Raw genomic sequence first — 14,157 nt, forward strand, 5'->3', positions numbered from 1 at the left:
TCATCACCGGCAGCGCCGGCGACGACTTCATCATTGGCGGCGCCGGTTCGGACACCCTCAGGGGCCTTGGCGGCATCGACATCCTGCAAGGTGGAGATGGTAACGACACGCTCAACGATGTCGCCGGTAGCAACCTGCTCGACGGTGGTCTGAGCAACGACACGCTGAGCGACGGTGCTGGCAACAGCCTGCTGGTCGGCGGGGCCGGCAACGACGCGCTGTTCTCCGGCAATGGCAATGACGTCATCGCCTTCAACAAGGGCGACGGCTACGACAGCGTGACGCTGGGCGCCGGCAGCAAGACCCTTTCGCTGGGTGGCAGCCTTGCCTACAGCGACCTCCGGTTGAGGAAAAGCGGCAACGACCTGGTGCTCGACACCGGCGCTCGCCAAGGCATGGCGTTCAAGAACTGGTATGTCGGCACGGCCAACCAGACCGTTCTCAATCTGCAGATCGTCGCCGAAGCGATGGCCGATTTCGATGCCGGATCGGCTGACCCGCTGCTCAACCAGAAGGTGCAGGAGTTCGATTTCACCGGGCTGGCCGCCGCTTTCGATGCCGCACGGGAGGCGACGCCAGGCCTGACCAGCTGGGCGCTGATCAATGGCCTGAGCACTTTCCACCTGGCGGCTTCGGACACTGCGGCCCTCGGTGGCGATCTGGCTTACCAGTACGGCCAGAACGGAACGCTGGCCGGAATCGGTGCCACCTCGGCCAGGCAGGTGATCGGCGAGGCGGGTTTCGGCACGCAAGCCCAGGTCCTGAGGCCGCTGGCGGGGCTACAGGAGGGCGCACGACTATCCTGATCGATGGCCAATGAGAAACGCGCATCGCGGCGCGTGTAGTCGCCGCCCTGCCCGACTTCTGCCGAGCGAGAGATGAAACTACCCTCCTTCAACGTCGCCGAACCCGACTACCACGAGTTCTCCCCTCCCCTCCTGCGCTTGCAGGAGGCTTCGCCCAATCCCCTCGGGCGCAAGGTGCTGTGGCTGCTGGTTGGCATGCTGGTACTGCTCGTGCTGTGGGCGCTGATCGGCCGCCTCGACATCGTGGCCGTCGCCGAAGGCAAGCTCGTGCCGCATAGCTACCTGAAGATCGTGCAGCCAGCCGAAGCCGGCATCGTCAAGGAGATCCTGGTGCGCGAAGGCGAGACCGTGCAGGCCGGGCAGGTCCTCATGCGCATGGATACCTTGATCAGCGAAGCGGACACCAGGTCGCTCGAAGCGGACTACCAGCGCAAGCGGCTGACCCTGCGCCGCATCGACGCCGAGCTCGGCGGCAAGCCGTTCGCCAGGGCGACCGGCGACCCCGCTGCCCTGGCCGGCGAAGTCGCCGCCCAATATCACGCCAACCGCAACGCCCTGGACGCGGCGCTGGCCGAAGAACGCAGTCGTCTGAGCAAGGCCCGCGCCGAGCTCGCCTCTGCCCAGCAGGTCGCGGCCAAGCTCGGTGAAATCCTGCCGCACTACCGGGAGCAGGACAAAGCTTTCGAGAAACTCGCCAAGGGCGGCTTCGCCGGCCACATCATGGCCGGCGACAAGAAACGTGAGCGCATTGAAAAGGAACAGGAACTCAAGACGCAGGGCTACGAGATCGAATCGGCACGCGCCAGCATTGCCCAGTCGGAGAAGAAACTCGCGCAGATCGAATCGGACTACCGACGCGAGCTCTACGCCGAGCAGAACGAGGCTCAGGCCGCTTTCGACAAACTGGTACAGGAGGTCGTCAAACAAAGGCACCGGCAAGAGCTGCTCGAACTCAGGGCAACGCAGGCGAGCGTGGTGAAGGATTTGGCGACCCACTCGGTCGGCACCGTCGTCCAGCCCGGGACGGTGCTCCTGACCCTGGTGCCGAAGGACGAGATGCTGCGTGCCGAAGTTTGGGTGAGCAACGAAGACATTGGCTTCGTGCGCCAGGGGCAGCCAGTGAAGCTCAAGTTCGCTGCCTTCCCGTTCCAGAAATACGGCATGCTCGAAGGGGCGGTGGAGTACGTCAGCGCCGACTCAGCCGACAGCAGTGCCGGCAATGGCAGCGATCCGAGCGACCCGGCAGCGAGCAACAATCAGCCGCTTCTCTACAAGGCCTTGGTGCATCTCAAGGCCATGCAACTGGAAATGGACGGCGAAAAGTTCGTGCTCGCTGCCGGCATGCAGTCGCGCGCCGAGATTTTGTTGGGTACCCGAACGGTGGCGGAGTACCTGCTCTCGCCGGTGCGTAAGGCGTGGCATGAAGCGGGGCGGGAGCGGTGAAGACCGAAGCGAGGCCGTTCGTTGCCGAACAATCAAGGCCAAAACACAGATCTACTTACCAAGCGGAGCCAAAGTGATTTTTGTTGTTGGCGGCGCGCATTCTGTCGACCGGGACGCACTGGGGATAAGGCACGCTCAGCACGTGCCCCGTCGCAGTGACTCGCGAAACGCCAAGTCTCGGCAGGCAGTGCAATTGTTGCACTGCAGCTTGCCATCAGGCGAATCTGGCATTAGGGTCTCGTATGATGTTTATATCGTATACGATATTCGGAGCGTCCATCCTCGCCCATGTCATCGATTCTTGACCAGATCACCGCCCAGAAGATGCCGCGCCTCAGCGCGTCGGATCACGTGGCCCAGACGCTCAAGAAGGCGATTGTCGACGGCCTGCTGCCGGCCGGCGAGTTGCTCCGGCAGGACGAGATCGCCAGCCATTTCCACGTCAGCAAGATCCCCGTTCGTGAAGCGCTGAAGCATCTTGAGGCCAAAGGTCTGGTGACTTTCCTGCCTAATCGCGGCGCTGTCGTGGCTTCGCTTTCGGTGGCCGAGATCGGCGAGTACATGGACATCCGGGCGATGCTCGAAGCGCGGGCTGCTCGCCTTTCGGCGCCCCTGGTCAGCGACGAGACTCTCGAACAGGCGCGTCACCACCTCGATCAGTTTGAGCTGGCCACCGACGCTGGCCGCTGGGGCGAGTTGAACTGGCTGTTTCACTCGACGCTTTATGCTGCTGCCGGCCGCCCGATCCTGCTCGCCGAAATCCGCTCGCTGTACAACAAGGTCGAACGCTACGTACGCGCGCTGTTGTCTATCACCACCGAACTGCCCAAGACCCTGCACGAACACGCCGAGATTCTCGACGCGTTCGCCCGCCGGGACCCGGACGCGGCGGCAGAACTCACGCGGGCACATGTGCTCGATGCGGGTGCGTCACTTGTCCACTATCTCAATTACCACCGTAGCAAAGGAGGAAACAAATGAAAAAATCGATCCTGATGGCCAGCTTCAGTCTGCTGGCTCTCGCTGGCGGCAGCGCCTACGCCGATATTCTGGTGGGCATCGCCGGCCCGATGACCGGTCAGTATGCCTCGGCGGGTGACCAGATCCGCAAGGGCGCCGAAATGGCCGTCGCCGACATCAATGCCAAGGGCGGTGTCCTCGGCCAGAAGCTGCAGCTTGAAGTCGGTGACGACGCGTGCGACCCGAAACAGGCCGTTTCAGTGGCCAACACGATGGTCAACAAGCAGATCGTCTTCATGCACGGCCACTGGTGCTCCAGTTCGACGATCCCGGCCTCGGACGTGTACAACGAATCGCAGATTCCAATGGCTACCGTGTCGACCAACCCGCAGGTCACCGAGCGCGGCTTGAAGAACGTTTTCCGCATCATGGGCCGTGATGACCAGCAGGGCCTGGTGGCCGGCGATTATCTGGCTGCGCATTTCAAGGGCAAGAAGATTGCGGTGGTTGACGACAAGAGCGCCTACGGCAAGGGCCTCGCCGACGAGATTGCCAAGGCGATGGAAGCCAAGGGCGTCAAGCCGGCACTGCGCGAGTCGATCACTGCTGGCGAGAAGGACTATTCGGGCCTGGTCAGCAAGCTCAAGTCCGCAGGCGTCGAGGTGATGGCCTTCGGCGGCTACCACACCGAGGTGGCGTTGATTCTGCGCCAGGCCCAGCAGGCCGGCCTCAAGCTGACAGTGATGGGTGGCGACACGATGACCAATTCGGAACTGGTGACTGCTGCCGGCCCTGCCGCCGACAACGTGCTGTTCACCTTCTCCCCGGACCCGCGCAAGAACCCGAGCGCGGCCGCCATCGTCAAGAAGTTCCGTGATGCCAAGGTCGAGCCCGAGGGCTATGTGATGTACGCCTACGCGGCCATGCAACTGTTCGCGGAGGCGGCCAACGCTGCCAAGAGCACCAAGTACAAGGATATGGAGAAGGCCTTGCGCTCGGGTAGCTTCGACACGGTGATCGGCACGCTGACCTTCGACGCCAAGGGCGACAACAAACTCCCCGGCTTCAGGGTCTACCAGTGGAAAGGTGGCAAGTACGACTACGTGAAGATGTAATCGAAAGTCTCGCTTGGGCGGCGTTGCCGCTCAAGCGCTCGTTTGGACTGCGAACAAATTTCGGCGTCTGCCCCGGCGGCGGACTTTTCGACAATCGGGTGCGACCCAGCACGTCGTGTCCCATCGACTGGAAGGCAGGATGAGCGTGGCCACAACCCAAACACTACGCCAGCGTCTGCGTGACTATCACCGGATCGACGAGGAACAGCTCGTTGAGGAGCTGATCGCCAAAGCGCGGTTCACCGAATCAGAGCAGCAGGGCATCCGCCAGCGCGCGACGCCGTTGGTCCAGACGGTCCGCGACCGTCGCCTGAAGACCGGCGGTATCGATGCCTTCCTGACCACCTACGACCTCTCCTCCCGCGAGGGAGTGGTCCTGATGTGTCTGGCCGAAGCGCTACTGCGCATCCCCGATGCCGACACCGTTGATCGCCTGATCCGCGACAAGATCGGCAGCACCGAGTGGCAAAAACGACTCGGCGCCTCGCACAGCACCTTCGTCAATGCCGGCACCTGGGCCCTGATGCTCACCGGCCAGATCGTCAATCTCGAGACCGCCGAGCGTAACGTCAGCGGCATCCTCAAACGCCTGGTTTCGCGTACCGGCGAACCGGTCATCCGCCAGGCGGTGACCACTGCGATGCGTATTCTCGGCAAGCAGTTCGTCATGGGCCGCAATATTCATGAGGCGCTGGAGCGCGCGCGCAGCGCCGAAAAAGCCGGCTACCGCCACTCCTACGACATGCTCGGCGAGGCGGCGCGAACCAGCGCCGACGCGCTGCGCTATTTTGATTCCTACAGCAAGGCGATCGCCGCCATCGGCGACGCGGCCAGTGGCCGCCCGCCCTTCATCGCGCCCTCGATCTCGATCAAGCTCTCGGCGCTGCATCCGCGCTACGAAGTGGCCAACGAAGACCGCGTGCGCCGCGAACTGCTGCCGGCCATCAAGGCATTGGCGGTCAGAGCCAAGGCCAAGAATATCGGCCTGACCATCGACGCCGAGGAAGCCGAGCGACTCGAACTGTCGATGGGGCTGATCGAAGCCCTGGCCACCGACCACGAACTGGTCGGCTGGAACGGCCTCGGTCTGGCCATCCAGGCCTATCAGAAGCGCGCCCTGCCCCTGCTCGACTGGCTCGCCGACGTCGCCCACCGCGGCCAGCGGCGCCTGCTGGTGCGCCTGTGCAAGGGTGCCTACTGGGACGCCGAGATCAAGATCGCGCAGGAGCGTGGGCACACCGACTACCCGGTGTTTACCCGCAAGGTGACCAGCGACGTGTCCTACCTGGCTTGCGCCAGACGTCTGTTTGCCGACCCGCATGCTTTCTACCCGGCGTTTGCGACGCACAACGCGCACACCCTCGCCGCGGTCGCCGAAATTGCGATCAGTGCTGGTGGCAGCGACGAATGGGAATACCAGCGCCTGCACGGCATGGGCGAAGAGCTCTACGACCAGATCGTCGGGGAGAAGAAGTGGGGGCGTCCGTGCCGCGTCTACGCGCCGGTCGGCAGCCATGAGGATCTGCTCGCCTACCTCGTCCGTCGTCTGCTCGAGAACGGCGCCAACTCGTCGTTCGTCAACCGCATCGCCGATGCCGAGCTGCCGATCGATTCGCTGATCGCCGATCCGGTCGAAAAACTTGCCTCCCTGGCGGTCAAACGCCAGCCACGCATCCCGCTGCCACGTGACCTCTTCGGTGAAGAACGCACCAATAGTGAAGGACCGGACATGAACGACAAAGCCGCACTCCAGGACCTCGCCAACGCCATCAAGCAGAGTCGAAGCGTCAAATACCTTGCCGCACCGCTGATTGGCGGCAAGCAGGGTTTGGGCGCCAGCAGCCGGCCGGTCTGCTCGCCGGCCGATCAGCGCGAAGTCATCGGGCAGGTGATCGAGGCCAGCGTCGCCGACGTCAGCACCGCGCTGGCTGTCGCGCAGGCGGCCTTCCCGGCCTGGGAAAACACACCCGCCGCCACCCGTGCGGCCGCTCTCGAACGCGCCGCTGACCTGATGCAGGAACGCCTCCCCGAGCTGGTCGCGCTGATCGTTCGCGAAGGCGGCCGGATACAGGTCGACGCCGTTTCCGAGGTGCGCGAGGCGATCGATTTCTGCCGTTACTACGCCGCCCAGGCGAAAGAGAAGTTCGCGGCGCCGATCGAGCTGCCCGGCCCGACAGGCGAGCGCAACAGCCTGTCGCTGCACGGCCGCGGGGTATTCGTCTGCATCAGTCCGTGGAACTTCCCGCTGGCGATTTTTGTTGGCCAGGTCGCCGCTGCGCTGGCCGCCGGCAACACCGTGCTCGCCAAACCCGCCGAGCAGACGCCGCTGGTCGCGGCGCTGGCCGTGAGCATGCTGCACAGCGCCGGCATTCCGGCCAATGTGCTCGCTTTCCTGCCCGGCGATGGCCGCGTTGGTGCGGCGATGGTCGCCGGGCGTGAATGCGCCGGCGTCGCCTTCACCGGCTCGACCGAGGTGGCGCGCATCATCGCCCGCACGCTGGCCGGCAAGGATGGCCCGCTGGTGCCGCTAATCGCCGAAACCGGCGGGCAGAATGCGCTGATCGCCGATTCGTCCGCGCTACCCGAGCAGATCGTCCGCGACGTCGTCGCCTCGGCGTTCAACTCGGCCGGTCAGCGTTGCTCGGCCCTGCGCGTGCTCTTCGTCCAGTCCGACATTGCCGACCGCGTCAGCAAGATGCTCGCCGGCGCCATGCAGGAACTGCGCATCGGCGATCCGTCCGACCTGCGTACCGACGTCGGGCCAGTGATCGACGAAGCAGCGCGCAAGGTGCTGCTCGCGCACGCCAGCTGGCTGGACAGTTTCGCCACGCCGCTCTACACCTGCCCTCTCGACGAGCAGGCGACCCGCCACGGCACCTTCTTCGCCCCGAGCGCCTACGAAATCGACAAGCTGTCGCGCCTCGAACGCGAAGTCTTCGGGCCCATCCTGCACATCGTGCGCTGGCGCGGCGAGGATCTCGACAAGGTCTGCGACGCCATCGCCAGCACCGGCTATGGCCTGACGCTGGGCATCCACAGCCGTATCGAGGACACCGTGCGGCGGATCACCGCCCGCCTGCACGTCGGCAACACCTACGTCAACCGCAACGTCATCGGTGCCGTGGTCGGCGTGCAGCCGTTCGGCGGCGAAGGTCTCTCCGGCACCGGGCCGAAGGCCGGTGGCCCGCACTACCTCTACCGTTTTGCCAGCGAACGCACGCTGTCGATCGACACCACGGCTGCCGGCGGCAACGCCAGCCTGATGGCGCTCGACGCGGTGGACGAATGATTCGATACGCTTGCTCCATGGTCGCTGATTCGCCACGGAGTATTCATCCGAGAGCCATCAGCACGGCAACGTCCCAGCGTGCGTGCGTTGCGCGATCCAGGATCCCGAGCGCGACGTTGCACGACAGCAGTGTCGCGCGCGATCACGGTCGGGCAATGCGATGAGCCAATCTGTGACGACGAAAAAGCATGCCGAATTCGTGCAGTGGATTCCTCACATCCTCGACGCGTTGCGGGAATTTGGAGGATCGGCGACACCCAGAGAGGTTTGCGACGCCGTGGCCAGGCTGGCCCATGTTCCAGATGAGAAACGCTTCGCGAGGCTCGAGAGTGGCAGCCTGCGCTTCCCGAATCAGGTCGCCTGGGGCCGCCAATATCTTGTTTGGGAGGGGCTGCTCTCATCGCCGAAACATGGAATCTGGATGCTCACGCCGTCCAGCAGGGAGCGCCACCTAACTCTTGAACAGGCCCGCGAAATCGTCAGGAAGTGGGTTGCCATTCATGCCGAGAAACGGGCTCAATCACCACAGGCACAGCAGTCGTCGCTGGAAGTGGCAACAGCTCAACCCTCTCTGACCAGCCCGTCCAACGGCTACGGCGAAGAACTGCTCCTTCAACTGCAAGCGCTTTCACCCGAATCGTTTGAGCAGTTCTGTGCCGACCTCTTGAAACATCTGGGGCTGGAAAGAGTGAGAGTCACTGGCGGCAAGGGCGACAAAGGCATTGATGGCGAGGGCTACCTTCCGCTGGGGCCGATCGTCACTGCCAAGATCGCCTTCCAATGCAAACGTTACTCCGGCTCTGTCTCTCCAAGTGAGGTACAGGCCTTTCAAGGCGCAATAGGTGACGCAGAAAAGGGGATCTTCTTTACCACTGGGTACTTTACTGACAGCGCGCGGGACGCAGCACGCCGTCCGGGCTGCAAACCGATCGAATTGATCGACGGGGATCGTCTGATCGAGTTGCTCGAAGCGCATGAATTCGGCCTGCTGCCGGCGAAGACCTACGCGATTGATTACACCCTGTTGTCGAATTATGGTCAGGATCCCAAGAAAGCGATCAGTGAGTTGCCCAGTAGGGTGCTCCCGGGAACGCGTCGGAAGCGCGCAGCGCCCCGGTAGCGTTGGGTTGTACGTATTGGAGAAGTCAAATGACGATAGCGGACTTGATGGCGAGGGCTGGCTTATTTCAGCCCATTGGCAAATAGCAAAGGCGTTTTTTGACGAGGGACGGCGCCCCTCATGTTGGGATTGCTGCCCCACCCCAAGCTACCAATGACCAGGCTGCAGCTCTTGATGCTGCTCGAACGTGAGCAAAGGAGGACGAACCATGAATCAAACGTACACCGCCGTAGTCAAGCAGGATGCCGACTGGTGGATTGGCTGGATCGAAGAAGTGCCGGGCGTAAACTGCCAGGAATCGTCACGGGAAGCCCTGTTGCAGTCCCTTCGCGAGACCCTGATCGAAGCCATTGACCTCAATCGAGCGGAAGCACTCGATGCGGCAGGAAATCGATTCGAAGAACTGCCAATTGCCCTGTGAAACGGCGCGACTTGCTATCACACCTCATGACGCATGGTTGTGCCTTACTGCGTGAGGGTGGTAGTCATTCCTGGTGGTGCCATTCAACTACGAACAGGCGAAGCGCCGTTCCAAGGCATAACGAAATCAGCAATTACCTGGCCATCAAGATCTGCCGTGACCTCGGCATTCCGGAGCCTGGAAGATTCTGACACTGCCGCCGCTGCAGACGCTTGGCGGCCTGACGCAAGCATAACAATCAGCGCATTTCGCGCCAGCCGCAAAGGAGGAAGGTGATGGCTCTCGCACTCCAGCAACTGATCAACGGCCTGACACTTGGCGCCGTCTATGGCCTGATCGCCATCGGCTACACGATGGTGTACGGCATCATCGGGATGATCAATTTCGCCCACGGCGATATCTACATGGTCAGCGCCTTCATCGCCATCACCGTGTTCACCATGCTCGCCACTTTTGGCATCAGTTCGGTGGCGCTGGGCGTGGTGCTGGTGCTGATCGTCGCCGTGCTGTTCACCTCGGTTTATGGCTGGGCGGTCGAACGCATTGCCTACCGCCCCCTACGCGGTGCCACCCGCCTGGCGCCCTTGATCTCGGCGATCGGCATGTCGATCTTCCTGCAGAACTTCGTGCAGTTGACACAAGGCGCGCGCGTCAAGCCGATCCCACCGGTACTGGTTGGCGGCATCGACCTGATGACCGTGGACGGCTTCACGGTCCGCCTGGCCTACACGCAGATCCTCATCGTCATCGTCACCGTCGCGCTGATGGCCGGCTTCACCTGGCTGATTACAAAGACGTCCTTCGGACGACAGCAGCGCTCCTGCGAGCAGGACCGGACGATGACCGCCCTGCTCGGCATCAACGTCGACCGGACGATTTCGCTGACCTTCATGCTCGGCGCGGCGCTGGCTGCAGTCGCTGGTGTCATGGTGACGGTGTATTACGGGGTCGTCGATTTCTTCATCGGCTTCGTCGCCGGTATCAAGGCCTTCACCGCCGCCGTCCTCGGCGGCATCGGCTCGCTGCCGGGAGCGATGCTCGGCGGCTTGCTGATCGGCCTGATCGAAGCCTTCTGGGCCGCTTATCTGTCGGCGGAGTACAAGGACGTGGCAACTTTCAGCATTTTGATCCTGGTGCTGATGTTCCGCCCTTCCGGCCTCCTTGGTCGTCCTGAAGTGGAGAAAGTCTGATGGCCACCCTGGTTCTCGCCACGCACACCATCTCGCCAGCGGCGCGCTTCAAGGACGCCGTGGCGGTCGCCTTCATCGCCCTGCTACTGGGCATTCCAATGATCGGCCTGACCACCGTCGACCGGGGGGGTGCGCTGCAGATTGCCACCCGCTGGCCGACCCTGTTCGCATTCGTCGCCGTCGCTTTCGCCGGCCGCCTGGTCCTGCGCTACGGCATCGACCGCTTCAAGGCGCACCAACTGACCCGCGAGCGCTCAACGGCCGCAACGGCAGCGGCAACGCTGGCGGACAGTGGTCGAGCCAGTAGCCCACTGCTGACCTGGGTCGGCTGGGCGGCGCTCGGCGTCGCGCTGACCTTGCCGATCTTCTTTGCCGACAATCGTTACGTCGTCGACACCGCAACCACCGTGCTGATCTACGTCATGCTCGGCTGGGGTCTCAACGTCGTCGTCGGGCTGGCCGGTCTGCTCGACCTTGGGTACGTTGCCTTCTACGCCGTCGGTGCCTACACCTACGGTATCCTGGGGACACAATTCGGCTGGAGCTTCTGGGAGGCGCTGCCGGTCGCCGGCGGCATGGCGGCAACCTTCGGCGTCATCCTCGGCTGGCCGACGCTACGTCTGCGTGGCGACTACCTGGCCATCGTGACCCTCGGGTTCGGCGAGATCGTCCGCGTCATCCTGGTGAACTGGACCGAGCTCTCCGGCGGCCCCAACGGGATCGCGTCGATCCCCCGCCCGACGTTCTTCGGTCTGGAACTCAAGCCACCCGGCGACGATCCGACCTTTGCCTCTTTTTTCGCTATCGAGTACTCGCCCAGCCATCGGATCATCTTTCTCTACTACCTGATTCTGGCCTTGGCACTGATCACCAATGTCTTCGTCTCGCGGATGCGCAAGCTGCCGATCGGGCGCGCCTGGGAAGCAATGCGCGAAGACGAGATCGCCTGCAAGGCGATGGGCATCAACGCCCGCAACGTCAAGCTCTCGGCTTTCGCCATTGGCGCCATGCTCGGCGGATTCGCTGGCGTCTTCTTCGCCGCCCGCATGGGCTTCATTTCGCCGGAATCGTTCACGTTCAGCGAGTCGGCGATCATTCTGGCGATCGTCGTTCTCGGCGGCATGGGCAGCCAACTCGGCGTCGTTCTCGCAGCCCTGGTGCTGGTCCTGCTGCCCGAACTCGGACGGGATTTTGCCGAATACCGGATGCTGCTCTTCGGAGCAGCGATGGTCATGATCATGGTCTGGAGGCCGGGCGGCATTCTTTCCCACCGCGAACCGACGATGCGCTATGTCGCCGACGGAGAAAGCCGATGAGCACCGCCACCGCCCCCTTGCTCAGCGTCGAGCGCCTGACCATGCGCTTCGGTGGTCTGCTGGCCATCGACGACATGTCGCTGGACGTCGCCGCACGCCAGATCACCGGCGTGATCGGACCGAACGGCGCCGGCAAGACGACCTTCTTCAACTGTCTGACCGGCTTCTACAAGCCGACCGAGGGCAGTGTTCGCCTGAATCACCCGCAACGCGGCCTGATGCGCCTGGAGGTTCTGCCCAGCCATCAGGTGGCGCACAAGGCACAGGTCGTGCGCACCTTTCAGAACATTCGCCTGTTCCCCAAAATGACCGTGCTCGAGAACCTGATGGTGGCCCAGCACAACGCCCTGCAACACGCGTCGCGTTTCTCGCTGGCCGGCCTGTTCGGCCTGTCCGGCTATCGCCAGGCGGAACAGAAGGCGATCGACAAGGCGATCGGCTGGCTCAAGCGTCTGGACCTGATCGACAAGGCCAATACCGCCGCCGGCGACCTGCCCTACGGCATGCAGCGACGGATCGAGATCGCCAGGGCACTGTGCGTCGATCCGCTGCTGCTCTGCCTGGACGAACCGGCGGCCGGCCTCAATCCGCGCGAATCGGCAGAGCTCAACGAGCTGCTGAAGCATCTGGCCCGTGACGAAGGCATCGCCATCCTGCTCATCGAGCATGACATGAGCGTGGTCATGAACGTCTCGGACCATATCTGTGTGCTCAACTACGGGCGCAAGATCGCCGAAGGTACGCCGGCGCATATCCAGCGGGACCCCAACGTCATCAAAGCTTACCTGGGTGAGGACGATGCCGATGAACAACTGCATGCGGAGGTCGGCCAATGATGCTGCAACTGTCGGGTGTCCATGCCCACTATGGAAGCATCCACGCCCTGCACGGTGTGGATGTGGCAGTGCAGGTCGGCGAGGTGGTGACGCTGATCGGCGCCAACGGCGCTGGCAAGTCGACCCTGATGATGTCGATCTTCGGTCAGCCACGCGCCTCGGCCGGGCGTATCGTCTTTGACGGCGAGGACATCACCGCCCTGCCGACGCACGAAATCGCCCGCCGCGGCATCGCCCTGGTACCCGAAGGTCGACGCATCTTTCCGCGCATGACGGTGATCGAGAACCTGCAGATGGGCGCCGTGCTCGGCGAAGCAATGAACTTCGAGGTCGACCTCAAGCGGATGTACACACTCTTTCCGATTCTCGAAGAGCGTTGCACACAGAGTGCCGGTACGCTATCAGGTGGCGAGCAGCAGATGCTGGCCATCGCGCGCGCGTTGATGAGCCGCCCGCAATTGCTGCTGCTCGACGAACCCTCGCTGGGATTGGCGCCGCTGTATATCAAGAAGATTTTCCAAATCATTCGCGAATTGAACCGCGAGCACGGCATGACCATCCTGCTGGTCGAGCAGAACGCGCACCACGCCTTGCGCGTGGCCCATCGCGGCTACGTGCTGCAGCATGGCCAGATCATCCTCTCCGGAACCGGTAGCGAGCTGCTGGCCAGTCCCGAGGTCCGCGCCGCCTATCTTGAAGGCGGCCAGGCCGAAACCACCACTGCCTAAGCCGTCAGTCGCGCACAACATGGCAACAAGCGAGGCGCCGCCGCGCTGGTTACCCTTCGTCATTCTCGGCATCGGGCTGCTGGCGATTTCCTTTGGCGCCATTCTGGCGCGCCTGGCGCAGGGGCACGGCCTGCCCTCGCTGGCCATCGCCACGCTGCGCCTTGGGCTGGCGGCGTTGATCATCACGCCGCTCGCGCTTTGGCAGTCGGGAAGGGTGTTGCTCGCCCTGAGCGGCCGCCAGATCCTGCTGACCTGCGGCGCCGGCTTTTTCCTGGCGCTGCATTTCGCTACCTGGATCAGTTCGCTCGAGTACACCTCGGTGGCCAGCAGCACGGCGCTGGTGACCACCAACCTGCTGTGGGTCGGCATCGCCTCGTTTCTGCTCTTCGGCGAGAAACCGGGCCGCCTGATGGCCATCGGTATCGTCGTTTCACTGTCCGGCAGCCTGCTGATTTTCTGGAGCGACAGCCAGAGCAGCGTTGCCGGCAGCGATCCGTTACTTGGCAACTTCCTGGCCATCGTCGGCAGCTGGTGTTTTTCCGCCTACCTGCTGATCGGCCGCCGCCTGCGCGCCAATCTGCCCCTACCGGCCTATGTCTGGCTGGCCTACGGCAGTGCATCGCTCTTTCTGCTCTTCGCTTGTCAGGCCAGTGCCACGGCGCTGACGGGTTACGCCAACGCCGCCTACCTGATCGCACTGGGCATGGCGGTCGGCCCGCAGCTGCTGGGTCATACCTCGTACAACTGGTCGTTGCGACATGTTTCCGCCACCTTCATCGCCGTGGTGACCTTGGGCGAGCCGGTTGGCAGCGCAGCGCTGGCATGGCTCTTCTTCGGCGAGTCCTTCGCTTTCTTGCAGGGCATAGGGTTTGTGCTGCTGCTGTTCGGGATCTATCTGGCGGCACGTGGCGAAGGACATTGACCCCCACTGCG

Annotated in this window: 13 protein-coding genes; all 13 read left to right on the plus strand. The window is 63.2% G+C overall.

What is annotated here, in order from left to right; all coding sequences use genetic code 11:
* The coding region (locus RUW20_RS09605) for a calcium-binding protein (RefSeq protein ID WP_313951981.1) at nucleotides 1-806 on the plus strand (806 nt) is incomplete at its 5' end.
* Between the two features lie 72 nt (nucleotides 807-878).
* Nucleotides 879-2,249, plus strand: coding sequence for an HlyD family type I secretion periplasmic adaptor subunit (locus tag RUW20_RS09610; protein WP_313951982.1), 1,371 nt, complete (start codon nucleotides 879-881; stop codon nucleotides 2,247-2,249).
* Between the two features lie 288 nt (nucleotides 2,250-2,537).
* Nucleotides 2,538-3,230, plus strand: coding sequence for a GntR family transcriptional regulator (locus RUW20_RS09615; RefSeq protein ID WP_313951983.1), 693 nt, complete (start codon nucleotides 2,538-2,540; stop codon nucleotides 3,228-3,230).
* Entirely contained in the window at nucleotides 3,227-4,324 is a 1,098-nt protein-coding gene (locus RUW20_RS09620) for a branched-chain amino acid ABC transporter substrate-binding protein (protein ID WP_313951984.1), read from the plus strand. The genes RUW20_RS09615 and RUW20_RS09620 overlap by 4 nt, the downstream gene beginning before the upstream one ends.
* 139 nt (nucleotides 4,325-4,463) lie before the next feature.
* Entirely contained in the window at nucleotides 4,464-7,613 is a 3,150-nt protein-coding gene (gene putA, locus RUW20_RS09625) for a bifunctional proline dehydrogenase/L-glutamate gamma-semialdehyde dehydrogenase PutA (protein ID WP_313951985.1), read from the plus strand.
* 160 nt (nucleotides 7,614-7,773) lie between these two features.
* Nucleotides 7,774-8,733: a restriction endonuclease gene (locus RUW20_RS09630; RefSeq protein ID WP_313951986.1), complete on the plus strand. Its 960-nt coding sequence runs from the start codon at nucleotides 7,774-7,776 to the stop codon at nucleotides 8,731-8,733.
* A gap of 208 nt (nucleotides 8,734-8,941) precedes the next feature.
* Nucleotides 8,942-9,154: a type II toxin-antitoxin system HicB family antitoxin gene (locus RUW20_RS09635; RefSeq protein ID WP_313951987.1), complete on the plus strand. Its 213-nt coding sequence runs from the start codon at nucleotides 8,942-8,944 to the stop codon at nucleotides 9,152-9,154.
* Complete coding sequence (locus tag RUW20_RS09640) at nucleotides 9,151-9,345, plus strand: type II toxin-antitoxin system HicA family toxin (protein ID WP_313951988.1); 195 nt, start codon at nucleotides 9,151-9,153, stop codon at nucleotides 9,343-9,345. The genes RUW20_RS09635 and RUW20_RS09640 overlap by 4 nt, the downstream gene beginning before the upstream one ends.
* Nucleotides 9,346-9,429: 84 nt before the next feature.
* Entirely contained in the window at nucleotides 9,430-10,344 is a 915-nt protein-coding gene (locus RUW20_RS09645) for an ABC transporter permease subunit (protein ID WP_313951989.1), read from the plus strand.
* Nucleotides 10,344-11,660 (plus strand): high-affinity branched-chain amino acid ABC transporter permease LivM, encoded by a 1,317-nt coding sequence (livM, locus tag RUW20_RS09650; RefSeq protein ID WP_313951991.1) that lies wholly within the window; start codon nucleotides 10,344-10,346, stop codon nucleotides 11,658-11,660. The genes RUW20_RS09645 and livM overlap by 1 nt, the downstream gene beginning before the upstream one ends.
* The gene (locus tag RUW20_RS09655; protein WP_313951992.1) at nucleotides 11,657-12,496 is read left to right on the plus strand and encodes an ATP-binding cassette domain-containing protein; all 840 of its coding nucleotides are present in this window, start codon (nucleotides 11,657-11,659) and stop codon (nucleotides 12,494-12,496) included. Before livM ends, RUW20_RS09655 begins: the two co-directional genes overlap by 4 nt.
* Entirely contained in the window at nucleotides 12,496-13,224 is a 729-nt protein-coding gene (locus RUW20_RS09660) for an ABC transporter ATP-binding protein (protein ID WP_313952029.1), read from the plus strand. The genes RUW20_RS09655 and RUW20_RS09660 overlap by 1 nt, the downstream gene beginning before the upstream one ends.
* 19 nt (nucleotides 13,225-13,243) lie before the next feature.
* Entirely contained in the window at nucleotides 13,244-14,146 is a 903-nt protein-coding gene (locus tag RUW20_RS09665; protein WP_313951993.1) for a DMT family transporter, read from the plus strand.
* The last annotated feature ends 11 nt before the right edge of the window (nucleotides 14,147-14,157 follow it).

It is taken from the genome of Accumulibacter sp., assembly GCF_032229525.1.
In the GTDB taxonomy this organism is placed as follows: domain Bacteria; phylum Pseudomonadota; class Gammaproteobacteria; order Burkholderiales; family Rhodocyclaceae; genus Accumulibacter.